Origin of the sequence: Wolbachia endosymbiont (group A) of Cephus spinipes, from assembly GCF_964026895.1 — a bacterium.
Lineage (GTDB): Bacteria > Pseudomonadota > Alphaproteobacteria > Rickettsiales > Anaplasmataceae > Wolbachia > Wolbachia pipientis.
This window is the reverse complement of the sequence record NZ_OZ034713.1, coordinates 403,109-425,678: the sequence shown is the minus strand read 5'-3', so window position 1 is coordinate 425,678 and position 22,570 is coordinate 403,109. Positions and strand designations below refer to the sequence as shown.

At 35.0% G+C, this 22,570-nt stretch carries 22 protein-coding genes, 2 rRNA genes and 2 pseudogenes; 15 read left to right on the top strand and 11 right to left on the bottom strand.

Features of this window, described 5'->3' with window-relative positions; translation table 11 throughout:
* Window positions 1-2: 2 nt before the first annotated feature.
* Both AAGD59_RS02075 and AAGD59_RS02070 read left to right on the top strand, forming a co-directional pair.
* On the top strand, window positions 3-299 hold the full coding sequence (locus tag AAGD59_RS02075; protein ID WP_010082258.1) for a hypothetical protein: 297 nt from the start codon (window positions 3-5) through the stop codon (window positions 297-299).
* Window positions 271-1,653, top strand: coding sequence for a PleD family two-component system response regulator (locus tag AAGD59_RS02070; protein ID WP_015588886.1), 1,383 nt, complete (start codon window positions 271-273; stop codon window positions 1,651-1,653). Before AAGD59_RS02075 ends, AAGD59_RS02070 begins: the two co-directional genes overlap by 29 nt.
* Before the next feature lie 815 nt (window positions 1,654-2,468).
* On the opposite strand, the gene recO is transcribed toward AAGD59_RS02070, so the two are convergent.
* The 3 genes and pseudogenes from recO to AAGD59_RS06910 form a co-directional block, all read right to left on the bottom strand.
* Complete coding sequence (recO, locus tag AAGD59_RS02065; protein WP_141456877.1) at window positions 2,469-3,191, bottom strand: DNA repair protein RecO; 723 nt, start codon at window positions 3,189-3,191, stop codon at window positions 2,469-2,471.
* Window positions 3,175-3,321, bottom strand: coding sequence for a hypothetical protein (locus AAGD59_RS02060; protein WP_007548499.1), 147 nt, complete (start codon window positions 3,319-3,321; stop codon window positions 3,175-3,177). Before AAGD59_RS02060 ends, recO begins: the two co-directional genes overlap by 17 nt.
* A 76-nt stretch (window positions 3,322-3,397) precedes the next feature.
* A pseudogene (locus tag AAGD59_RS06910) lies at window positions 3,398-4,421 on the bottom strand (PDDEXK nuclease domain-containing protein).
* 171 nt (window positions 4,422-4,592) lie between these two features.
* Here AAGD59_RS06910 and AAGD59_RS02045 point away from each other — a divergent pair.
* Complete coding sequence (locus AAGD59_RS02045; RefSeq protein ID WP_015588888.1) at window positions 4,593-5,213, top strand: hypothetical protein; 621 nt, start codon at window positions 4,593-4,595, stop codon at window positions 5,211-5,213.
* A 204-nt stretch (window positions 5,214-5,417) separates the two neighbouring features.
* Here the strand turns inward: AAGD59_RS02045 and AAGD59_RS02040 are convergent, their stop codons facing one another.
* Window positions 5,418-5,756: an outer membrane protein assembly factor BamE gene (locus AAGD59_RS02040; RefSeq protein WP_006279908.1), complete on the bottom strand. Its 339-nt coding sequence runs from the start codon at window positions 5,754-5,756 to the stop codon at window positions 5,418-5,420.
* Between the two features lie 131 nt (window positions 5,757-5,887).
* Between AAGD59_RS02040 and AAGD59_RS02035 the strand changes: the two genes are divergently transcribed.
* The 3 genes from AAGD59_RS02035 to tsaB all read left to right on the top strand — a co-directional run bounded on the left by AAGD59_RS02035 (window position 5,888) and on the right by tsaB (window position 8,730).
* A complete protein-coding gene (locus AAGD59_RS02035; protein ID WP_265028046.1) occupies window positions 5,888-6,877 on the top strand; it encodes a ribonucleotide-diphosphate reductase subunit beta in 990 nt (329 codons plus the stop codon).
* Window positions 6,878-7,015: 138 nt separating this feature from the next.
* Window positions 7,016-8,146, top strand: a complete 1,131-nt coding sequence (locus tag AAGD59_RS02030) for a cation:dicarboxylate symporter family transporter (protein ID WP_015588889.1) — start codon at window positions 7,016-7,018, stop codon at window positions 8,144-8,146.
* Window positions 8,146-8,730: a tRNA (adenosine(37)-N6)-threonylcarbamoyltransferase complex dimerization subunit type 1 TsaB gene (gene tsaB / locus AAGD59_RS02025; protein WP_265028045.1), complete on the top strand. Its 585-nt coding sequence runs from the start codon at window positions 8,146-8,148 to the stop codon at window positions 8,728-8,730. The genes AAGD59_RS02030 and tsaB overlap by 1 nt, the downstream gene beginning before the upstream one ends.
* On the opposite strand, the gene AAGD59_RS02020 is transcribed toward tsaB, so the two are convergent.
* Window positions 8,725-9,348 carry a hypothetical protein gene (locus AAGD59_RS02020; protein ID WP_015588891.1) on the bottom strand — a complete coding sequence of 208 codons (624 nt, stop codon included), beginning with the start codon at window positions 9,346-9,348 and terminating at the stop codon, window positions 8,725-8,727. The two genes, tsaB and AAGD59_RS02020, sit on opposite strands and share 6 nt — an antisense overlap.
* A 280-nt stretch (window positions 9,349-9,628) precedes the next feature.
* On the opposite strand from AAGD59_RS02020, the gene AAGD59_RS02015 reads away from it, so the two are divergent.
* The 4 genes from AAGD59_RS02015 (at window position 9,629) to AAGD59_RS06905 (ending at window position 11,310) form a co-directional block, all read left to right on the top strand.
* Entirely contained in the window at window positions 9,629-10,339 is a 711-nt protein-coding gene (locus AAGD59_RS02015; RefSeq protein ID WP_041573502.1) for a class II aldolase/adducin family protein, read from the top strand.
* A 72-nt stretch (window positions 10,340-10,411) separates the two neighbouring features.
* Entirely contained in the window at window positions 10,412-10,546 is a 135-nt protein-coding gene (locus tag AAGD59_RS02010) for an IS3 family transposase (RefSeq protein ID WP_007548354.1), read from the top strand.
* Entirely contained in the window at window positions 10,543-10,677 is a 135-nt protein-coding gene (locus AAGD59_RS02005) for a hypothetical protein (RefSeq protein ID WP_007548509.1), read from the top strand. The genes AAGD59_RS02010 and AAGD59_RS02005 overlap by 4 nt, the downstream gene beginning before the upstream one ends.
* Window positions 10,678-11,124: 447 nt before the next feature.
* The gene (locus tag AAGD59_RS06905; RefSeq protein ID WP_338062968.1) at window positions 11,125-11,310 is read left to right on the top strand and encodes a DDE-type integrase/transposase/recombinase; all 186 of its coding nucleotides are present in this window, start codon (window positions 11,125-11,127) and stop codon (window positions 11,308-11,310) included.
* Between the two features lie 176 nt (window positions 11,311-11,486).
* On the opposite strand, the gene AAGD59_RS02000 is transcribed toward AAGD59_RS06905, so the two are convergent.
* The 4 genes from AAGD59_RS02000 to pstC form a co-directional block, all read right to left on the bottom strand.
* Window positions 11,487-11,705, bottom strand: a complete 219-nt coding sequence (locus AAGD59_RS02000; RefSeq protein ID WP_010962434.1) for an ankyrin repeat domain-containing protein — start codon at window positions 11,703-11,705, stop codon at window positions 11,487-11,489.
* A gap of 387 nt (window positions 11,706-12,092) precedes the next feature.
* On the bottom strand, window positions 12,093-12,437 hold the full coding sequence (locus tag AAGD59_RS01995) for a F0F1 ATP synthase subunit epsilon (RefSeq protein ID WP_265027940.1): 345 nt from the start codon (window positions 12,435-12,437) through the stop codon (window positions 12,093-12,095).
* Window positions 12,438-12,449: 12 nt separating this feature from the next.
* The gene (atpD, locus tag AAGD59_RS01990; RefSeq protein WP_015588864.1) at window positions 12,450-13,877 is read right to left on the bottom strand and encodes a F0F1 ATP synthase subunit beta; all 1,428 of its coding nucleotides are present in this window, start codon (window positions 13,875-13,877) and stop codon (window positions 12,450-12,452) included.
* A gap of 101 nt (window positions 13,878-13,978) precedes the next feature.
* A complete protein-coding gene (gene pstC / locus AAGD59_RS01985) occupies window positions 13,979-15,067 on the bottom strand; it encodes a phosphate ABC transporter permease subunit PstC (protein WP_038199744.1) in 1,089 nt (362 codons plus the stop codon).
* Between the two features lie 107 nt (window positions 15,068-15,174).
* On the opposite strand from pstC, the gene rpmH reads away from it, so the two are divergent.
* From rpmH to AAGD59_RS01970, 3 genes and pseudogenes are all read left to right on the top strand, one after another.
* On the top strand, window positions 15,175-15,309 hold the full coding sequence (rpmH, locus tag AAGD59_RS01980) for a 50S ribosomal protein L34 (protein ID WP_006279898.1): 135 nt from the start codon (window positions 15,175-15,177) through the stop codon (window positions 15,307-15,309).
* 67 nt (window positions 15,310-15,376) lie between these two features.
* Window positions 15,377-15,652 (top strand): annotated as a pseudogene (gene rnpA / locus AAGD59_RS01975) (ribonuclease P protein component); the annotation flags it as partial.
* A gap of 86 nt (window positions 15,653-15,738) precedes the next feature.
* Entirely contained in the window at window positions 15,739-16,002 is a 264-nt protein-coding gene (locus tag AAGD59_RS01970) for a hypothetical protein (protein ID WP_141456820.1), read from the top strand.
* An 85-nt stretch (window positions 16,003-16,087) separates the two neighbouring features.
* On the opposite strand, the gene rrf is transcribed toward AAGD59_RS01970, so the two are convergent.
* Together rrf and AAGD59_RS01960 are read right to left on the bottom strand one after the other, a co-directional pair.
* Window positions 16,088-16,194, bottom strand: a 5S ribosomal RNA gene (gene rrf / locus AAGD59_RS01965).
* Window positions 16,195-16,260: 66 nt separating this feature from the next.
* Window positions 16,261-19,026 (bottom strand): 23S ribosomal RNA (locus tag AAGD59_RS01960).
* A gap of 335 nt (window positions 19,027-19,361) precedes the next feature.
* Here AAGD59_RS01960 and AAGD59_RS01955 point away from each other — a divergent pair.
* Window positions 19,362-20,438 carry a methyltransferase domain-containing protein gene (locus AAGD59_RS01955; RefSeq protein WP_265027939.1) on the top strand — a complete coding sequence of 359 codons (1,077 nt, stop codon included), beginning with the start codon at window positions 19,362-19,364 and terminating at the stop codon, window positions 20,436-20,438.
* 58 nt (window positions 20,439-20,496) lie between these two features.
* Window positions 20,497-22,281 (top strand): ribonucleoside-diphosphate reductase subunit alpha, encoded by a 1,785-nt coding sequence (locus AAGD59_RS01950; protein WP_006280151.1) that lies wholly within the window; start codon window positions 20,497-20,499, stop codon window positions 22,279-22,281.
* Window positions 22,282-22,570: the final 289 nt, after the last annotated feature.

Below are 22,570 nucleotides of genomic sequence, written 5' to 3'. Positions count from 1 at the left end.
AAATGTTCAATATAGGTCTTTCAGAAATTTTAGTTGTAGCTTTAGTGAGCATAATTGTTCTTGATAAAAATAAGGTACCTGTATTTATTGATTTTATTAAGACTATATATAGGTATTTTACAATTGTAAGGTTAAAAGCCAGAAGGTTATTGAAGGATGCCGGAATTGAAGACTTATATAAAGAGTGTAATACTGAGAAAGTAAATTACATAGTTGGTAAAAATGGTAAGCTTTATCCTACTTACGATATAGATAATACATCTAAAGATAATGACAGCGAAGATTCTGGTAGTAGATGATGTACTATCTAATGTCAAGCTTTTAGAAGCTCGACTAAAAGCAGAGTACTATACGGTTATCGTAGCTCATGATGGTGAAGAAGCTATAGATTTAGTAGCAAAGCAGCAGCCTGATATTATATTACTTGATATCATGATGCCAAAGATGAATGGCTTTGAAGTTTGTAAGGAGCTAAAGAGTGATCCCTTGACAACCCATATTCCAATAATTATGGTAACTGCGCTGCATGATACTCATGATAGAGTGCAAGGTATTAATGCTGGCGCGGATGATTTTCTGACTAAACCAATAAACAAAACTGCTTTATCTGCACGAATTAAGTCTCTCACACGCTTAAAGATGATTATCGATGAATTGCGTTTGAGAGGAGAAACTAACGCTGAGATTGGTGGAGTCGCAGGAAACAGTATTATGGATTATTCCAATCAGATTTTTGATGCTAACATACTTGTTATAGATGAGGATGTTCATCAAGCAGAGCAGATATATAATATATTAAAGCAACGCTTTAGGTCAATTAAAATACTGAGTGATCCAATAGAAGCATTGAAGGTTGGTATTGAGAATGGTTACGACCTGATCATTTCTGATATGCAATTTTCAAAAACTGACGGCTTGCGTTTGTGTTCTGAGTTTCGTAGTAAGGTGGAAACACGTTATACACCAATTCTGATTCTTTCTGAGGATTATGATAAAAACAATTTAGTAAAAGCACTTGATGTAGGTGCTAATGATTATTTAACAGTACCTTTGGATGAGGGTGAGTTAATAGCAAGGGTTAATTCGCAAGTGAAACGCAAAAGATATCAAGATGCCTTGAGAATGAATTTATTTAATAATGCGGAAATGTCTATAAAGGACCCATTAACTAACTGTTATAATAGAAGATATTTTGATGCACACTTAAGAAACATTGTTAAGGACTCTGTGGAAAAGGATAGAAGGTTGTCTCTTATGATACTTGATATAGACTATTTTAAGATGGTGAATGACAGTTTTGGGCATAGTGCTGGAGATGAACTTTTAAAGCAAATACAGAGAAGAATTTCTGAAAATATTAGAGTGACAGATTTGTTAGCTAGATTTGGTGGTGAGGAATTTGTTGTTGTAATGCCAGATACCGATACATCAGATGCGTATACTATTGCGGAAAGAATACGCAAAATTATTGCTAAAAAACCTTTTATACTTGCGGATAAAAATACAACCCACGATGTAACTGTGAGCATTGGAATTGCAGAAATGCAAGAATCTGACCTTGACAATATTAAAGAATTTATAGTACGTGCCGACAAATATTTATATAAAGCAAAAAACAGTGGTAGAAATAGAGTGGTTACTGGCTATAGCTAAAGTGGCTTAAGTTTGCCGACAACCGTCATTCCGCTACTAGTTAGCGGAATCTATGCTGAGATACCGCGAATGAATCGCGGTATGACGGTTCGCGGCAGCATGACGATAAGGTTTATACCTTGTCATTCCAGTGCTTGACACTGGAATCCAGTTTTCCATATAATCTCATCGAAAACGTTGTAACCACTTTCCATGCTAGTTTGCTTGTTCACAAGCAAATTTTTCTGGATCCCGGTGGGCTTTGTTGCATCGCTAGCTATGATGGATAAAGATAAAAAAGGTAGAGAATATCAGTAGCTTATTATTCTGGTATTTATAACAAGAACGGTCAGTGAATACCTAAATTTGAGTAAAAGAAATTTCACTACCACTCACTAATCCGGCTAAAATTCAAGAATTTCAATGCTTTAGCTATTTTCAATAGAATTAAATTTATTAATATAAATAATAAATTACTATTCTTAAATTTGATCAGATTGATTGCAAAAAAACAAGATTTTCAATAGGTTGCTTATAATCCTAACTATAGTTAGCCTTTCATAAGTAGCGATGCAACAAAGCCATCCCAGTGTCTGGACACTGGGATGACATCATAGGGGCGCTGGGATGACATCATAGGGGCGCTGGGATGACACCCTGACAACCGTCGTCCCGCTGCTTGTTAGCTGGATCTATGCTAAGAGATACCGTGAATAAATCACGGTATGACGGTTCGCGGTGGCATGACGATAAGTTCGTCATCCCGCTACTTGTTAGCTGGATCTATGCTAAGAGATACCGCGAATGAATCGCGGTATGACGTAGGACTGCTAAGATTAAAGCGACAACATGAGGTTTCTCAGCTCTGGAAATTTCACGTTTAACTGCAAAAATAGATACTTATTTAAAAAATATCCTGTGACTTTCAGTCCTAACTGAAATTCTTGGAATGAGTAGCTGTTTTGTAGGGTATTATTGTATACATCATGCAACATTTGTGGAAAAGGTAGGAGTTTATCTGCATAATAATCTCCTACTTTTTTTGACACTGCTCTACCAGTTTTTGGAGAAATAAATTGTAAATTTTCCTTAACACCTGTTACAGCGCATTTGGATAAGTCTAATTTGAATCCCAATTGCGTAAGAAGCAGAAGCTCTAAGTTAAGATAATGGCTTTGCCAAGACTGATTGTTGTGTTTAATTACATCGATGAAATATCGAAAATTGTCATACAGCACGGCACAGGGTTCACTTTCTGGAAGCACTTTTTCTAAAATAGAGGAGAAAGAAACAATAGTAATGCTTTTTAACCTATCTTGAAAGAAATGATGGAATGGAGATTCGATTAATTCGCACTTAAAAAAACCTAGATTTTCAGGTAACTTAGCACTCCATTCTGCATGTAATAGATTACTTATCTGAAACTTATAATTGCTATTGTTTGTTAGCTTAGTTAATCCCCTGCGCTTTCCATGATTTTTTGTAAACAGAGAAAGAATTAAGTTTTTATCGCCGTATTTTTTAGCAGCTATAATGATGCCTTCATCTTTCCATCTCATTTAGAGTGTATTGACCGTATGATATATAGGATAGTGCACCTAGAGCGTGTAATCCATAAAAATCACTTACTCCGTTACTGTTTGCTTCCAAAGTTTCAAGGCTATGAGAGAGTAAGTTATTGGCTGCCACTCTTCTTCCTGAGCCTGATGCATTTCATACTGAGCTTTTGGTTTGCTAAATAATTGTTTGAATGATTTTAGTAACATTACTTTTCCTCGTCTGAAATTTTGGATAATTCAGCTTCTAATTCTTCTATCGTCGGTAAAGCTGTTTTTATGTTCTCTGGTAGATTTTCAGTTATTCGATATTCTGCTAGCCCTATTGGCTTGTTCATGTCTCGGAGTGTATATTTAGCAAGTACATCGTCTTTAGATTTACATAAGATTAACCCTATAGAAGGTTGATCTGTCGAGTGCTTCAGTAAATCATCAACTGCAGAAAGATAAAAATTCATTTTACCAGCATATTCCGGCTTAAAATCCTTATCTTTTAGTTCAATCACTACGAAGCAACGTAACTTTAAATGATAGAATAATAAATCAATATAAAAGTCTTTATTACCAACATCTAAATGAAATTGTCTACCAACAAATGCAAATCCTTCACCGAGTTCTAACAGAAATTTTTCCATATGCCCTACGAGTCCTTTTTCTACTTCTCTTTCATGAGAATCCTTACCTATACTTAAAAAATCAAAAATATACGGATCTTTTAATGTGTAATGTGCTAGATCGGATTGTGGAGATGGTAATTTTTCTTTAAAATTAGTTATTGCTTTTCCTTGACGTTTATGTAGTCCAAGTTCTATCTGCATCACCATAATGTTACGTATGTTCAATAGCTTTTTTTACATAAAATAATCTTATTTCATGACTTTCTATTTTTTCCAAAAGAGTGATATTGTGATACCAAGTTAATTGTGCAAGAGGCTCCTGCACAAATTCAACATCAGGATATTCTTCGGCAAACTTACGCATATACTTCAGATTTCTCGTGCTAAAGCCTTTCATTTCTGGAAATGTACTTCTCAAATCCTTACTTAATTGATCAATTACCTTAGCTCCCCAGCCGTGTTCTCTTTGCCGTTTTAAGATTTCTGTTCCAATATAATGGTAGAGCAAGATAAGCTTACTATTTACTGCAAGCGCTGCCTTATAACGGCTTGTTGCAATACGATCTTTCAACTGCTCTAAAAATTCTGTATATTCTTTTCCTATAATTTTTGTCATACGGTTCCTTTTAATCCATTATACAATTCTTTGTCTGTCGAGAAGGCAATCTTTCGCTTGCCTGCAACTTTGAAGGGATTCCTTATTTACTTCAAACTTGTCCATCAACTAAAATATATTGACTTTACATGCAATATTAGCTTTAAACCAGTAAAACAAGCTGCTTAACATATGCGTTTTTTCTATTCTAATTACATTCTTTTTTTATCTTCATGTGGTTTTCTGCTTTTTTCGTTACCTTCAACAAAAGCCCAAACGAATGATACGTCAGTTGTTTCTATACCACAAAGGAAAAAAGAAACAGTTGGGCACACTGTTGTAGCACAACCGAGGCAAATTATCGAAATGCAAGAAGAAGTCATTATTAACGAGGGTAAAGAATTTATTCCTGTTCCAAAAAGAAAAAAAAGTGTAGAGAAGAAACTAAGAAGGGATGTTAAAGAGGCAAAGAATGAAATAGGAAACGAAAAAAGCGTTGAGAGCAAAAAGGATGAATTAGTTGTAACAGAAATTATTAACTCTATAAGAGACAAACTTACAAAATGCTGGAGCATTCCTGAAAGCATAGCTTACAAAGAAAATTTTAGTATAAAAATCAACTTATTATTATCCAGTCAAGGTGAGATAATTATGGCCGATATAGCAGACAGTAGTTCCTATCGAGATAATCCACTTTTCAGGTCGATAGCAGATAACGCAATGCGTGCAGTATATAAATGTAGCCCATTAACCGGCTTGCCTATTCAGCACCACCACATTTGGCGTGAAGTAACACTAGACTTTATTCTATAGCTAAAGTAATTGCAGCTGCATGAATGTTGTGAACGTCACATTTCACACGAAAATGTAATTCAATGATGGAATTGCGTACAAAATAGATTCCAGATACAAGTGTCATGCTACTTGGGTAACATCCTTCCTAGTGGACTAAAATCACAATATTCGTACAGTTATGGAATGAACCGCGGTATGACGTAGGAAGATCTGAGCAAACTTTCAATCAGAAACAGCCAAAGATCTCTCTAAGATGTCAGTTTCTTTTGTATCTTCAACTTTACCGTCCTGGTCGAATGAAATTTGCAGAGACTTACTACTATACTTCCTTTTTCCTAAAAAATTGGCTTGTTTAATTTTATATGAGACATAGTACCAAACATTGTCATCGAACTTTGATACTAATGTTGGTGATCCTAAAGTGTGAACCACTTTTTCTTTATCGTCACCTACTTTTATCTTGCTCCACAATTCAACACTAATGCCAGGAGCTCCGTGATTGTGAATAGTGTGAGTGCAGCTCACTGTAAATAATAAAATAAAAGATATTAATACTCGCATTTCTGTTGATAAATTACTTGAAGCTATAATACACTAATAAATTATCTGCCGTCAAATTTCAAAAAAGTTAAATTGACTGATTCTCAATATCACTTAATATAATATTTACTTTAGAAAATAATAGGTGTCTTATGTCATTGTTAGAAGCAGATCCAATATACAAACCTTTTAATTACCCTTGGGCGTATGATGCGTGGCTGCAGCAACAAAGAATCCATTGGATACCTGAAGAAGTTCCGCTCGCTGATGACGTGAAGGATTGGAAAACTAAACTTTCAAGTGTAGAAAAAAATCTACTAACCCAGATCTTTAGATTTTTTACTCAGGCAGACATTGAAGTAAATAACTGCTACATGAGGCATTATTCAAATATATTTAAGCCAACAGAAATATGCATGATGCTTGCAAGCTTTTCCAATATGGAAACCATACACATTGCAGCTTATTCTTATCTTTTAGACACAATTGGCATGCCAGAAAGTGAGTATCAAGCATTTTTAAAGTATGATGCTATGAGAAAGAAATATGAATATATGTTGGAATTCGAGGAAAGCAAAAAACACGATAAAAAACATGTAGCTAAAACTCTAGCAGTGTTTGGTGCATTCACTGAAGGGTTGCAGTTATTTACATCATTTGCAATTTTGCTCAATTTCCAACGTTTTGGAAAAATGAAAGGAATGGGGCAGATAATCGCCTGGTCAGCCCGTGATGAAACTTTGCACACCAATTCAATTATCATGTTATTTAATACATTTATTAAAGAGAATAATGAAATTTGGGACAACGAGTTTAAAGAGGAATTATATTCTGCATGTCGCACCATCGTTGAACTTGAGGACGAATTCATAAAGCTTGCCTTTGATTTAGGAGATGTTGAAGGACTATCCGCAGAAGAAGTGCGCAATTACATACGCTACGTAGCAAACAGACGGTTAATGCAATTAGGTCTTGAGTCCATATATGATGTCAATGATAATCCTATTCCGTGGCTTGATGAAATACTAAATGGCGTGGAACATACGAATTTCTTTGAAAATAGAGTAACAGAGTATAGCCGTGCAGCAACTCAAGGCACATGGGAGGAGGCTTTTACTGAAAACGACACGAATAATAAGTGAGTGCTAATTTCACTCTTCTTTGTCATTCCAGTGTCAGCTACTTTCATTACACCATTTGCTGTGCAGTTTAGGCAGTTTTGCTTTACTTAACAACTAACTTACCATATATATGTCCATAGAACATTGGTATATAAGAACGTGCTACAACTACTAATCTTACTCACGGTCATCACTTCAGCTGCATTCTTTGGTCATTTAGTTCCAATGGAAATAAAAACCTTCTTGTACTCAGTGAGCCTTAGTATAAAAGAGGTTTTGCTATTTATAATGCCTTTTGTTATTTTTGCGTTAATCTTTAGCAGTGTTAACAATCTTAAGCAGTCAGCTATAAAGTTTATATTATTACTTATTATAATGATCTTCTTATCGAATCTGGCTTCAAGTTTAATAGCTTATTCTGTTGGGCATTTTATCATACAAAACACTTATTCAATACAAGATATAACGTATGAAGAAACAATTGTTCCTTTATGGTCGTTTAGGCTGCCGCTACTCCTTTCTAATTTTTATGCCCTTGCTTGTGGATTTGTATCCAGCATAGTAGTGTCCACATTGCTACCCAAGAAAAGCAAAGAGCTTTCGAACAAAATGTTAGATTTAACTCTCTTTATTTTGAAAACGTTTTTGACGCCGATTATTCCAATATTTGTACTTGGGCTTGCTTTAAAAATGCAGCATGATCAAGTTTTATCTATAATATTTAAGGATTACTCAATAATTTTCATTATTATAGCATCTGCAACCTACCTTTATGTTTTCCTCTTATATGGAGCAGCAAATTCATTCAAGGTTACAAGCTGGATAGCTAGTATAGGCAATATGATACCGGCATTTATTACTGCAATGAGCACAATGTCTAGTAATGCAACTATGCCGCTTACTCTTGAAGGAAGCAAAAAAAATGTAAAGCAACCTGACATAGCATCGTCTGTTGTACCAATAACTGCTAGCTTTCATTTAGTAGGTGATTGCTTTTTTATTATAATATTATCAATGATAATTGCCTCCGGTTATTCATTATTCACAATAGATTATGTAACTTTTCTTCTCTATTTTTTGTTATTTAAGTTTGCTATCGTGGCAGTGCCGGCAGGAGGAATTATGGTAATGCTACCTATTCTTGAGAAACATCTCAAATTCTCTCCAGAAATGCTTTCGTTAATTACAGCATTGTATATAGTGTTTGATCCAATAATCACTTCAGCAAATGTTATGGGTAATGGTGCCTTTACTATGATGTTTGCAAAACTCTATGATAAGCTTAAGTAATGTCTATTTTAGCGATTGATACTGTAGGTATTGGTAGTTCAATAGCAATAGTTGATTATGATGGTAATTGTTTTATAGAGCGCAATTCCGCCAGCAATAGTCATGCAGAATCATTTTTTAAAACTTTAAATACTTTATTTAATAAGCACAATTATAACTACGATAAAATAGACCATTTAGCGGTAGTAGTTGGACCAGGAAGTTTCACTGGAATTAGAGTTGGTATATCAGCAGCACAAGGTATAAATCTTGCTACAAATAAGCCGTTATATGGAGTTAGTGCGCTGGAAGTTCAAGCCTATGCAATATCTTTGCTTTGTAAAAATAGCAAAAAAAATATCAGAGCTATAATCAAAAATGCTCAAGGGTTTTATACGCAGTTATTTGATTTCAATTTATTGCCGCTGTCTGGTCCAACTGCAGCATGTGACCCTGGTCACGCTACAAGCATTACACATATGGATTGCAATTTAAATGCTAGCCATGCAGGACTATTAGTTCATTATAGACTGAAGAACAAGCAAAAATTAAACGAAGTTGAAGCTTTATATTTAAATGAGCCTCAGTATATGAAATTGCTATAGATTATTCTTTTGCATACACGCAATTTGGCTAAGCTTGTGCATCTGGTTTACTATCTCTTGAGCTACTTCTTTTATACTCATATTTGAATTTTCTATCTCTATGGCACTCGGTGGTATAAATGAATCGTTAGTCCTCAATTTCTCTATAACGTTATTTACATTAATCACCCTCCTATTTTTTCTTTGCCTTTTTAATGCAATACGCTTTTGTAATGTCAGTAGATCGCACCTGAGTACTACAGGAAGGATTTCTGTGCCCATTTTTTTACTAAGCCTTACTATTGAATCATACATCCTCATGTTCTGGTCATTATTTTCCATCAACTCATCAATAAATATGTAATTTTTTGAGTGAATCGGATAATTTTCTATTACCTGAAGCATAATTTGCATAATGCCATATATTCTATCTTGAACTTCTTTAGGTATTGGATCACGTTCAAAGACACCATCGTATATAGAGCAAGCTTGAACATTGTTATAGAACTTGCTATTTACAATTAATGCGTCTATCATATTAGATAATTCTATTGCTGTGGAAAGTTTACCACTTCCCGAAAGACCAGAGAGATATATGAAAAATCCTGCTGGCTGTTTTTTTGTGTTAATATTTACCATATTATTTTCAATCTTGAAACTTACATTTATAATAACATAAAAATGAAGCTTTAAAACATATGAAATATTATATAGAAAATTATTTTTGTAGTTAAGATATTGTGTAATTTAAAAACATAAATTCTGTATATAAACTCTATAATAACGATAACTATTTTTAAGCAAGCTACAACACAAAAGTGTTTGGTATTCAGAAAGCAAGACAGAGTGGCATAGACTTATTAGTTTACTACAAGTCTCTTTTCGCGTATAAACCTTCAGAAGATTCTAACAGAGGATTGTGTTGTTAACAAAGAGCAGAGTAAAAAGGGATCTAGTCTATGCCTATCAGATTTTGTCCTACCTTAAGTTCGATGATCATACATATACTCACCTTTCAGTGCGTTCTGAAGATCAAAAGTCGTTTTATATTTATCCGTTTGGTATGCGTTTTGATGAAGTAGATGAACGTTCGTTAATGAAAGTATCATTTGATGGAGATGTAGTTGAAGGCAAAGAATATCAATATAATAGAACTGGCTATATAATTCATGGTTTTGTTTATCAAGCAAGGAAAGATATTCAAGCAATTTTTCACTTGCATACACCTTCTATTGTAGCGGTTTCTTCTCTCAAAGATGGGCTGCTTCCTATAAGTCAATGGGCACTGCACTTTTACAATAAAATCTCTTACCATAATTATAATTCCCTAGCACTTAGCGATACAGAAGGAAAGAGGTTAATAGCTGATCTGAAAGAAAATTTTGTCATGTTAATGCGTAATCATGGATCTATAACGTGTGGTCGGAGTATACAAGAAGCAATGTTTTACACGTATCATTTAGAACAAGCGTGCAAAACTCAATGTTTAACGTTAGCAATGAATAAGGAGTTATCAATTCCAAGTGAAGAAATTTGCTCAAAAGCTGTAAAGGATCTCCTATCTTTTGAAAGCAATCTTGGTGAGAGGGATTGGCACGCATGGGTTAGACTAATTAAAAGTAAGTTGTAAGTGACCTTACCCAGAAAAAGTAGAGAGAAAGTTAAGACGTTTTTGGAGTAAAATAAAACGTTTTTTCAAAATATGACAAATAGAAGAGAATATACAGCAGAATTCAAATTAGAAGCTGTTAAGCTGGTTAAAGAAACAGGTCAAGCAAGTACAAAAATAGCAAAAGATCTAGGTATAGATGGCAGTATGTTAAGTAAGAAAATATGATGGAAAAATGTCTGGAGCATACGCATTTCCAGGCAAAGGCTCCTTATGACAAAGAAAGATTTGATCTAAAAAAAGAGCTAATAAGAGAAAGAGACATCTTAAAAAAAGCCCTGGGCAAAGAAAAAGAGTAAAGTATTCTTTTATATAGAAATTGCTATAAAACACAGGAACTATGTAGGGTTTTGTACTGGTGGTATTGGTTGCTAAGGAAAAAAGCAGTAAAGAATTAGCAAAAGAAGGGCTTCTAGCAGATATTCAAAAAATACATCAAGCATTCTAAATGCAGATATGGAGCCCCTAAAATTCACGCTGAATTAAAAGCTTTAGGCAAAAATTAAAACAGTACAAAGTGTTATGCAAGAAAATGGCATTAAAACCAAGCTTAGACGAAGGTTCAAAAATAAAAAACAGCAAATAAGCAACCGAGTTGTGGCTCCGAACACATTGGATCAAAATTTTACTACTGATCAGCCAAATAAAGTTTGGGATTACCTACATAAAAACTAAAGAAGGTTGTTGGCGGCAATAATTGACCTATATTCACGCATGGTGGTTAATGAGTAACATGATAATTAGTTATAGATTCTTTATTGATGGCCGTTGATAAACGCAAACCCGATAAAAATCTGCTGTTACATAGCGATCAAGGGTCACAGTATACCTCTCAAAATTACCAATTTCTATTGAATACAAAAAACATCATTTCCAGCATGAGCCATAAGGGCTGTTGTTACGATAACTCTGTTGCAGAAAAGTTCACTTAAAAGGGAGCTGCTTATTGATACTTCTCGCTCAACAAACCAGAACTGCCATATTTGAATACATAGAAATCTTTTGTAACAAATAACGTAGACATTCTACTATTAACTATTGCATTCCTGCACAATTTATTCTCATGATAAAAACGTCTTAACTTTCTCTCTACTTTTTCTGGGTAAGGTCAATTTGGGTCTGCACCATTTTTGAGTAATAGTTTTACTTCTTGTGCATTACCATCTTCTACAGCTAGGAATAATTGTTCTTCCTGTGTTTTTACGCGTGTTTCCACATTAGATATAAAAAATAACAATACTAAACATGCAATACCAATAATGCTAATATATTTTATAACTTTTCTCATAAGATATTTTACAATGCTTCTAATAATATTAGATATCATCTATAAAATTAAAAAATCCATGAAAGGGGATGAAAATATGTAAAAAAGTATTATTGATTAATTAAAAACAGATTTTGATTTGATAATACTAATAAAATCGATTTATCTTAAATTTACGTTGATTTTTACCTGTTATTTTTTGTAGTTTATCCAACGTAAATTCCAGGTAAAACAAAGTCGTTATCTCCAACCGTTACAACCAACTCTCCTTCTTTAATTTTTATTTGATTAGGTGTATGGTCCCATACCATCACACTCTGGGATCATACACCTAAAGTACTCCGACACTGGGATGACACCCCGGGGTTTCTGGGATGACAAAAAAGAGCCCCCTGAGCAAAAATCTTATAGCCACTTGAATGATAATTGACTTTTTGCCTAAAATAACTAAGAAAGAAACTTCTCATCAAGATAACTTAAATATATACTAATTCTCTTATTTTTAAACGATTTCTCATCATGAATTGCACGATCAAAAACCTGAATTTGACTTGTTATAATGCTACAACTATTATTTGCAACTTCTAATACGCCACTATCAATTACAACCTTCTTTTCTATTTGGTTACTCATTTTAACAGTAATCATACCAGGCAATAAATAAATTAAGTAAGGAGCATGGTGAGCTAAAATCATAAGCTCCCCTTCGAGCCCAGTTACTGAAAGAGAAACCACTCCACTGAATGAAATTTGATCATCAGGAGAGAAAAATTGCACTTTAAAAGTATTCATAATCTTTAACTTTTATTTAGCTTCAGCTTGTATTAATTCAGCCTTTTTTATTGCTTCATCTATATTCCCCACCATATAAAAAGCAGCCTCTGGTAAGTGATCATATTTGCCTTCAACAATCCCTTTAAAACTGGAAACAGTATCAGAAAGTGAAACAAATTTACCAGGCATGCCAGTAAATATTTCTGCAACGTGAAAAGGTTGAGAAAGAAATTTCTGAATCTTACGAGCCCTATCAACAATAATTTTATCTTCATCAGATAGCTCATCCATACCAAGTATTGCGATAATATCTTGCAGCGATTTATAAGTTTGCAATATACGTTTCACCTCAGAAGCTACATTATAATGTTCTTCACCAATGATTTCAGCAGATAAAGACTGAGAAGTTGAATCAAGTGGATCAACAGCAGGGTATATTCCCATTTCAGCTATTTGCCTTGACAACACTGTGGTTGCATCAAGGTGAGAGAATGTAGTTGCTGGGGCTGGATCAGTTAAATCGTCCGCAGGAACATATATAGCTTGCACAGAAGTAATAGAGCCAGAAGTTGTTGAAGCTATTCTTTCTTGCATTGCACCCATATCAGTTGCAAGGGTTGGCTGATAACCAACAGCTGACGGTATTCTTCCAAGTAAAGCAGAAATTTCAGAACCAGCTTGTGTAAATCTAAAGATATTATCCACAAAAAATAGAACATCTTGGTTTTCACGGTCACGAAAATACTCTGCCATAGTAAGTGCTGTTAAAGCAATTCTAGCCCTTGCTCCAGGAGGCTCATTCATCTGACCATAAACCAAAACAGCTTGAGATTTTTCATGCTCATTTATATTTATTACATTTGAAGTGATCATCTCGTGATAAAGATCGTTACCTTCACGCGTTCTCTCCCCTACCCCGGCAAACACAGAAAATCCTTTATGAGCTTTTGCTATATTATTAATTAATTCCATTATTAGGACTGTTTTACCAACACCGGCTCCACCAAATAAGCCAATTTTTCCTCCTTTAAGATAAGGTGCAAGAAGATCTATAACTTTTATTCCCGTAACTAAAACTTCTTCCTGTATTCTCTGTTCAGTAAAACTTGGAGGTGCTCTGTGTATAGGCTCTAAGTTATACTTTCCCTTCAGTGGACCACACTCATCTATAAGCTCTCCAACAACATTAAAAATCCTTCCTAAAGTTGAACGCCCAATTGGCACCGATATTGGTGCACCTGTATCAACAAATTCATCCCCCCTTGACATGCCATCTGTGCTATCCATAGCAATACAACGAACTATATTGTCACCTATATGCTGCGAAACTTCTAAAACCAGCTCCTTATCCTTATATTTTAGTTTGCTTTTTAAAGCATTAAATATTTTAGGCAATTCACCTTCAAATTTTATATCAACAACTGCTTGAGTTACCTTAATCGCTCTACCTATATTCATCTCTTTATTTTTATCACCTAACACTATAATTCCATAAAAGAACTTCTAAAGAAAATAAATTTTATATTATTAATAGAAATTTTGCAACATTAAAACGCTTACTAGTTACGCTTCATTACAAACAATGCAAATGCATTTAATAGCCAAGTAATAATAAACAATACTAAACTAAGCGCATAAGCAGCAAGAGTTTGTACACTATTGAAATCCTGATCTCCGGTAAGTAATGTAGCGATCTGCACGGTAATGGTAGTAACTGAATTAAGAGGGTTAAAAGTCAAATTTGCGTTGATTCCCACAGCCATTAGCACAATCATTGTTTCACCTATCACTCTTGAAATTGACAATAAAATTGCACTTAAAATTGTAGGCATTGCATAAGGTATTGTTATATGCCATATAGTTTCCGCTGGAGTTGCACCAAGTGCCATGAAGCCATAACGCAAGCTTTTTGGAACAGATCTTATGGCATCTTCGAGTAAAGAAATAATAAAAGGAAGAATCATTATCCCAATCGATAAACCGGCAACTAAGGCACTTTCTGAGTGTATACTTAAACCAAAAAAATTTGCTACCTGCTTTATAAAGAAAGACAAAAACACAACCGCGAAATATCCATATACAACCGTAGGAATAGCAGACAAAACTTGCAAAGTTGTATTAACAATATAACGCACTTTCTCACTCGCATATTCACTAATATATATTGCAGAAAATAAACCAAGCGGAACGACAACTAACATTGCTATAATAGTTATAAGTAATGTACCAACTAAAAGCGGCGCTATACCAAAACATCCTATCTTCTCTTCATTGATAGTGACTACATTGTGGCCCCATTTCAAGCAAAACAAGAATTCTGAAATAGCTACTTTATTAAAAAAACTAATGGATTGAATAAAAATAGACAGCATTATAAATAAAGTGATAAAAAATGATATGGCCAAAGCCACAAATAACGAAAGTTTTATTATCTTATTTCTTTTATTTTTAAAGATAAAAGCAAGCATGAAAAAAAGTAACGCTATAGAAATAAAAGTTACAAAACAATTATTATAGAATACTAACAACCAAGTTAGCATCCATACACAACTAAGATATAGATAAGATTTAACCTTATTTACTTCTTGAAACCTACTAAAACAAAATAAAAGGATTAGTAAGACAGGTATGACTATCACCGAATTCATTCTTCCATGCATCAAATTTTATTCTACGAAAATGTCATACAAGTTCACCATTATTTGACAATAAAGTAAAACAATTTAAAATAAATAATTATATTAATATAAAAACAATGAAGAGAACATTTCAACCAAAAAATTTGATAAGAAAGCGCAGACACGGATTTCGTTCACGTATGGCAACAAGAGCTGGAAGAAAAATCCTTAATAGGCGCCGTTCATTAGGGTGTAACAAATTATGCGCATAGTAAGTATAAAAAAAAAGATTTTTCTTCTGCTTTCAAAAATAAGTTAGCACTCAACAGTCTTTTTTATCGTGGGCTTTATATATCACTGTACGCTATAAAAGAAAGAGAACCTGAAAAGTACATTCATACTATTAGAGTAGGTCTGGCTATCAGTAAAAAAACCGGAAAAGCAGCAAAAAGAAATAAAATAAAAAGGCAACTACGAATGCTTGCTAAAATTAGCATTTTAAATATAAGTAATATAGGGCACTACTACATAATACTAACTCATAGAAACATTATGCAAGCAAGTTATAAAAATTTACAAAAAGATCTAACTATTTGCTTAAAAAAGATAAAATAAAAAAAAATCTCAATTAAGGTATTTACAACTATATTTTTTATGATAATATAGGTAAAATTTTTAAAAATAGTTAATGGGTGTGATGAATGGTAGAGCATATAAAAGAGGTAAATAACACAGGCTTTGGTCAGATGTATCAATTCTTATTTCTTCCTAAAGGAACAGGAACAGATTGGAGGTCAGCATTTCGCCAACAAGAAGAATTATTTAAAAAAGTGGGAGGTAATGTAATATTACCAGAAATCAGTAATTCTCCTTCAAAAGGGAATCAATTAGGGGAAGTAGGAACAATGCTAAATAATGTAGAAAATGACCAAGAACATATAAGAAAAAAAAGATATCATAGTTAAAGTAAAAACTTAAAGAATAGTAACAAAACAAGAAAGTTAAAATATAAGTATACCTACTGTCTAATTAACAAAGAAATTTTTATAAACTTGGCGGCGACCTACTCTCCCTTTTCAAGTACCATCAGCGCTAAAAAGTTTCACTTCCGAGTTCGAGATGAGATCGGGTGGTTCATTTTTGCTATAGCCACCAAGTCAATAAAAATTTCTAACTTAACAATTTTAACTTAATATTTAACACTGCATACACACATATAGAAAGCAAATAAATCAATCAGGCTATTAGTACTAGTTAGCTTCACATGTTACCATGCTTCCACACCTAGCCTATCAACGTGGTAGTCTTCCACGGCCTTAATTGGGAAATCTTTTTGAAGAGGGTTTCTTGCTTATATGCTTTCAGCAATTATCCCATCTATACATAGCCACCCAGCGATGCTATTGGCATAACAGCTGGTACACCAGAGGTATATCCATCTCGGTCCTCTCGTACTAGAGTCAGACCTTCTCAAATTTCCTTCACCCACGGCAGATAGAAACCGAACTGTCTCACGACGTTCTAAACCCAACTCACGTATCACTTTAATCGGCGAACAGCCGAACCCTTGGGACCTTCTTCAGCCCCAGGATGTGATGAGTCGACATCGAGGTGCCAAACGGTGTCGTCGCTATGAACGCTCGAACACCATCAGCCTGTTATCCCCGGCGTACCTTTTATCCGTTGAGCGATGACCCTTCCATACAGAATCACCGGATCACTATGACCGACTTTCGTCTCTGCTTGGCTTGTCAGCCTCGCAGTCAGGCAAGCTTATGCCATTATACTATCAAGCTGATTTCCGACCAGCTCTAGCTTACCTTCGCACGCCTCCGTTACTTTTTAGGAGGCGACCGCCCCAGTCAAACTACCCACCATACAATGTCCTAGTTCCAGATAATGAAACATAGTTAGATATCAAAAGTGTAAAGGGTGGTATCTCAAGGTTGACTCCATTATAGCTAGCGCCATAACTTCAAAGTCTCCCACCTATCCTGCACATCACACTTTTAATAGCAATGTAAAGCTATAGTAAAGGTGCACGGGGTCTCTTCGTCTAACCGCGGGTACCCCGCATCTGCACGGGGAATTCAATTTCGCTGAAGTGATGTTGGAGACAGTGGAGAAATCGTTACGCCATTCGTGCGGGTCGGAACTTACCCGACAAGGAATTTCGCTACCTTAGGACCGTCAGTGTTACGGCCGCCGTTTACTGGGGCTTCAATTCGGAGCTTGCACCCTTCCTATTAACCTTCCAGCACCGGGCAGGCGTCAGACCCTATACTTCCACTTACGTGTTTGCAGAGTCCTGTGTTTTTAGTAAACAGTCGCTACTCCCTATTTTGTGCCACCTACTCATAGTTGCCTAAAAGCAGGTTACCCTTCTTCCGAAGTTACAGGTATAATTTGCCGAGTTCCTTCAACATCATTCTTTCAACACCTTAGTATACTCTACTCATCCACCAGTGTCGGTTTGCGGTACGGCCTCATAAATATAAGTGCTATTTCCTGGAGCTTCTTTTAAGCATAGATCAATCCAATAAGATCTATACAAATACGAAACCCGTCACACTTAAGAGGTTTAGGAATATTAACCTAATTGCCATCGACTACTCCTTTACGGACTCGCCTTAGGAACCGACTAACCCTACGCAGATTAACTTAACGTAGGAACCCTTAGATTTTTGGTGAGAGTGTTTTTCACACTCTTTTACGCTACTTATGTCAGCATTCTCACTTCCGATATCTCCAGCAGTTTTCACAAACCACCTTCACAGACTTACGGAACGCTCCGCTACCGCGCCTATTGATCGAAATCAATAAGCACTCACATCTTCGGTATACAGCTTTAGCCCCGGTACATTTTCGGCGCAGAAAAACTTATTTAGACAAGTGAGCTGTTACGCTTTCTTTAAAGGATGGCTGCTTCCAAGCCAACCTCCTAGCTGTAATGGTTTTTCTACTTCCTTCCCCACTTAGCTGTAATTTTGGGACCTTAGATAGTGATCTGGGTTGTTTCCCTCTTCACCACGGACTTAGCACCCGTAGTGTGCCTGCTATATAATTAATTGTTGGTATTCGGAGTTTAGTTAGATTTGGTAAGACGGTGAATCCCCCTAGTCTATCCAGTGCTCTACCCCCAACAACATACATACAACGCTCTACCTAAATAGATTTCGCGGAGAACCAGCTATTTCCAAGTTTGATTGGCCTTTCACCCCTAATCACAACTCATCCAATAATGTTGCAACATTAACTGGTTCGATCCTCCAGTGTGTTTTACCACACCTTCAATCTGGTCATGACTAGATCACTTGGTTTCGGGTCTAATCCATAAAACTAAAACGCCCTATTCAGACTTGCTTTCGCTACGCCTACACCTAACGGCTTAAGCTTGCTTCATAGATTAACTCGCTGACCCATTATGCAAAAGGTACGCTGTCACTCTAAATATCAATAAATTGATATAGAGCTCCAACTGTTTGTAAGCACTTGATTTCAGATTCTATTTCACTCCCCTCCCGGGGTTCTTTTCACCTTTCCCTCACGGTACTTGTTCACTATCGGTCGTTAAGGAGTATTTAGGCTTGGAGGATGGTCCCCCCATATTCAAACAGGATTTCACGTGCCCCGCTCTACTCAAGGATTTAAAAACTTTCTACTTATACAGGACTATCACCTTCTATGGTTACTATTTCCAGAGTATTCTAATTCTTATTCTTAAATCACTAGCCTTTTCCGCTTTCGCTCGTCACTACTAACAGAATCTCGGTTGATTTCTTTTCCTTTGGCTACTTAGATATTTCAGTTCACCAAGTTTGCTTTACATACTTAGTACGTAATAACTAGCTAAACTAGTTGGGTTTCCCCATTCGGAAATCTGCGGATCAAAATTTGTTGACAATTCCCCACAGCTTATCGCAGCCTGCCACGTCCTTCATCGCCTCTTAACGCCAAGGCATCCATCAAGTGCTCTTAATAATTTATTTATCCGACTATATGCAGAATATGCAGAGTTAAATATTATTAAAATTGAATTGAGATTAAATTAATCTCTACCATAAAACTTGTCAAACATCTAAAAACTAAATTAATCTTTTATATGTTATAACCTAATAAATAATATGTCAACGCCTTTTTGCACAAAACATTTACTTATATTATCAACAACAATATACTAGCAATCCTAAACAGTATAATCTGAGAAATATGTGGTAAACTTATATATACAGTAAAAATTAATAAAAAAGATATTTTGTAAGATAAAATGTGTTAAAATCAATTGCCTAAAAATGATAACAAACATTCGGAGTATTTCTAACGTATGAAAAGTAATCTCTCTTTTATAAAAAACGTTGCTTTAAATTGTATGTCTAAGCTCATTGGCGTATTAAATATTAAGAAAGTAAAACACTTCATTGTGAATAAATATAATACTCTTCATAAAGAAATGACAGTGCTTCTTAAAAAATCTAAGAACCTGTTAAACACCAACATTGAAATCGGTTTATATCACTTTTATAAAGGTAGCATATCAGATGCAAAGTTACGATTTTGGTTAATTAGCATATTTTACCCCTATTTACCTATAGTCTGGTATAACATCGGAAGGTGTCATTTTGCGGTAGGGAATACTAACAAAGCTTATAATTATTTAACAAGGGCACTAAAATTAGATAATGACCACGAGGAGGCGTCTTACTATATAAAAAAAATGACAAACTCAGCGCCTATTACAGAATTGCCAAAAAACCTCATAAGACAATATTTTGATTACACAGGTGAATATTTTGTTGAGCATTGGTTGATTGCCAAACAATATAGAGGGCATGAACTTGTACACATGATAATTACAAAAATCTTCAACAACTCCACTTCTGAGCTCAATATACTCGACCTTGGTTGTGGAACTGGAATATGTGGTCATTTCTTGAAAATAAATAGTATTGGAAACCATATAATAGGAATTGACATTTCAAGTAGAATGCTAAATATCGCAAGAGGATGCTTTATAAAAGGTAAGCCTGTTTACAATGAATTAATACATATGGAAATGAAAGAGTTTCTTAAACAAGAGAAAAACCAGCAGTATGATGTAATTATCTTTGCTGAAGTGCTACATTATCTACATGACTTTCAAGAAGAATTGGAATTAGCAAAAAGATCTACGAGCAAAAAAGGGGTTATTGTATGTTTAATAAGAAGAAAGGAAGGTGAAGGTATTGACTTTGTAAATAAAGGAGACTATTTTCGTCACTCAGAAAGTTATGTTCAACATGTTGCAAAAGAAATAAATATGCAAATAAGTTATATGAGTTACTGTAAAATATATGGCAGTCAGGTTGACGGTATCTTGTTTGCATTACAGCATCAACAAGAAAATCCGAAAAACCTAACTTAAAAATCGCTCAAAATGACTTTTAAGTATCTATATATAATAAAAGAATAAAAGGAACTTTATGAATAACATTACCATTAATTACGCAAAGGACAGCAAATTAACCGACTTTGGAAAAGCAGTTCTATCAGACAGGTATTTAATAGAAAATGAAAGTTATCAAGACCTCTTTGCACGTATTGCTAATTACTATTCTGATAATAAAGAACATGCGCAGCGTCTTTATGACTACATGAGCAACTTGTGGTTCATGCCTTCAACACCAATACTCAGCAATGGTGGCACTAAGAGAGGGTTACCTATCTCTTGCTTTCTTAATGAAACCGAAGACAGCTTGCAGGGAATAGTTGATCTATGGAATGAAAATGTTTGGCTTGCTGCACGTGGAGGAGGCATAGGTAGTTATTGGGGAAATTTACGCTCAATAGGCGAAAGCGTAAAGGGTAGCGGCAAAACATCAGGAATTGTTCCATTTATTGTAGTGCAAAATGCTCTAACGCTTGCAATTAGTCAGGGATCCCTAAGGCGAGGAAGTTCAGCAGTCTACCTTCCTGTATCTCATCCGGAGATAGAAGAGTTTCTAGATTTACGCAAGCCAACAGGCGGTGACCCAAATCGCAAAGCGTTAAATATACATCATGCTGTAATAGTAACAGATAAATTTATGCAGGCTGTTGAGAATGATCAAGAATGGAATTTAATAAGCCCTCACAACAATAAGGTTATTTCAACTGTAAAAGCGCGGGATATATGGATCAAAATATTAACAGCAAGAGTTGAAACTGGAGAACCTTACATTATTTTCCTTGATGCAACAAATAACAATAAGCCAGAATCTTACAAAAAGCTCAACTTAGACATCAAGATGTCAAATCTATGCAGTGAAATAACTTTAACCACAGGTTATGATCACCTGAATAAGTCACGCACTGCTGTGTGTTGTCTATCATCCGTAAACCTTGAGTACTACGAAGAATGGAAAGACAATAAACTCTTCATAGAAGATATAATGCGCTTTCTTGATAATGTATTGGAAGATTTCATAAATAAAGCACCGAATGAAATGCAGCGAGCAAAATATTCTGCAGCCAGAGAACGCAGTATTGGTCTTGGTGTGATGGGCTTTCACTCATTTTTACAAAGCAAAATGGTTCCTTTTGAATCAGTAACAGCACAACAATGGAATAAAAAAATATTTAAGTATTTACGCGAGCAAGCAGATATAGTTTCTAAAAAATTAGCAGAAGAAAAGGGAGCATGTTCTGATGCCAAAGAAGTTGATCTAATGGAAAGGTTTACACACAAACTCGCTATTGCTCCTACTGCTTCGATCTCCATTATTGCAGGTAATACCTCTCCTGGAATAGAACCATATGCAGCAAACGTATTCATACAAAAGACACTTACAGGCTCATTTGTAGTGCGAAATAAATTCTTGCAAAAACTATTAGCAGAAAAAAATCAAGACAATGATAAAATATGGTCTTCAATTTCAACAAACGAGGGTTCCGTTCAGCATTTAGATTTTCTTAGTGAGCATGAAAAATTGACATTTAAAACAGCGTACGAGCTTGACCAAAGATGGATTATAGAACATGCAAGTGATAGAACTTCGTATATTTGTCAATCTCAATCAGTAAATCTGTTCTTACCTGCCAACGTACATAAACGTTACTTGCACAAAATACACATGCTTGCTTGGAAAAAAGGATTGAAGAGCTTATATTACTGCAGATCACAATCAATGCAGAGAGCCGATAAGGTCTCGCATGACATATTCAAAAAAAGTGAAATATTGCAACAAAAAACAGATATTGACTACGATGAATGTCTGTCATGCCAATAGCGGCCTTACTCAAAAAAGTAGAGAGAAAGTTAAGCAAATGGGTAAATAGACTTCTTGCATAACCATATAACGCACTTTTATTGGGAATAGAAACGAAAAAACTTTCTTGACAAACTCCGCCAGCCCTCTTATCATAAAATTGAAGCTATTTATTTATCTTCTCTGTACAGATTAAATGACAAAAAAACTCACGTATCTGGCGTCTCATGTTTAATTTTTTGCACTATGTGCACCTTATGTCTTTATCAAACTTCTACCTACATAAGCTGAAACGCGCTTATAAAGCGTT

What these genes read in the sequence shown, in the direction of transcription:
- AAGD59_RS02020 (WP_015588891.1), bottom strand. Translation starts at nt 9,348, where the DNA reads ATGGTAAATATTAACACAAAAAAACAGCCAGCAGGATTTTTCATATAT.
- AAGD59_RS02010 (WP_007548354.1), top strand. Translation starts at nt 10,412, where the DNA reads ATGACAAATAGAAGAGAATATACAGCAGAATTCAAATTAGAAGCTGTT.
- AAGD59_RS01955 (WP_265027939.1), top strand. Translation starts at nt 19,362, where the DNA reads ATGAAAAGTAATCTCTCTTTTATAAAAAACGTTGCTTTAAATTGTATG.
- AAGD59_RS02000 (WP_010962434.1), bottom strand. Translation starts at nt 11,705, where the DNA reads ATGATATCTAATATTATTAGAAGCATTGTAAAATATCTTATGAGAAAA.
- AAGD59_RS02075 (WP_010082258.1), top strand. Translation starts at nt 3, where the DNA reads ATGTTCAATATAGGTCTTTCAGAAATTTTAGTTGTAGCTTTAGTGAGC.
- AAGD59_RS01995 (WP_265027940.1), bottom strand. Translation starts at nt 12,437, where the DNA reads ATGAATACTTTTAAAGTGCAATTTTTCTCTCCTGATGATCAAATTTCA.
- rpmH (WP_006279898.1), top strand. Translation starts at nt 15,175, where the DNA reads ATGAAGAGAACATTTCAACCAAAAAATTTGATAAGAAAGCGCAGACAC.
- AAGD59_RS01950 (WP_006280151.1), top strand. Translation starts at nt 20,497, where the DNA reads ATGAATAACATTACCATTAATTACGCAAAGGACAGCAAATTAACCGAC.
- atpD (WP_015588864.1), bottom strand. Translation starts at nt 13,877, where the DNA reads ATGAATATAGGTAGAGCGATTAAGGTAACTCAAGCAGTTGTTGATATA.
- AAGD59_RS02070 (WP_015588886.1), top strand. Translation starts at nt 271, where the DNA reads ATGACAGCGAAGATTCTGGTAGTAGATGATGTACTATCTAATGTCAAG.
- tsaB (WP_265028045.1), top strand. Translation starts at nt 8,146, where the DNA reads ATGTCTATTTTAGCGATTGATACTGTAGGTATTGGTAGTTCAATAGCA.
- AAGD59_RS02035 (WP_265028046.1), top strand. Translation starts at nt 5,888, where the DNA reads ATGTCATTGTTAGAAGCAGATCCAATATACAAACCTTTTAATTACCCT.
- recO (WP_141456877.1), bottom strand. Translation starts at nt 3,191, where the DNA reads ATGAGATGGAAAGATGAAGGCATCATTATAGCTGCTAAAAAATACGGC.
- AAGD59_RS02005 (WP_007548509.1), top strand. Translation starts at nt 10,543, where the DNA reads ATGATGGAAAAATGTCTGGAGCATACGCATTTCCAGGCAAAGGCTCCT.
- AAGD59_RS02040 (WP_006279908.1), bottom strand. Translation starts at nt 5,756, where the DNA reads ATGCGAGTATTAATATCTTTTATTTTATTATTTACAGTGAGCTGCACT.
- AAGD59_RS01970 (WP_141456820.1), top strand. Translation starts at nt 15,739, where the DNA reads ATGGTAGAGCATATAAAAGAGGTAAATAACACAGGCTTTGGTCAGATG.
- pstC (WP_038199744.1), bottom strand. Translation starts at nt 15,067, where the DNA reads ATGAATTCGGTGATAGTCATACCTGTCTTACTAATCCTTTTATTTTGT.
- AAGD59_RS02045 (WP_015588888.1), top strand. Translation starts at nt 4,593, where the DNA reads ATGCGTTTTTTCTATTCTAATTACATTCTTTTTTTATCTTCATGTGGT.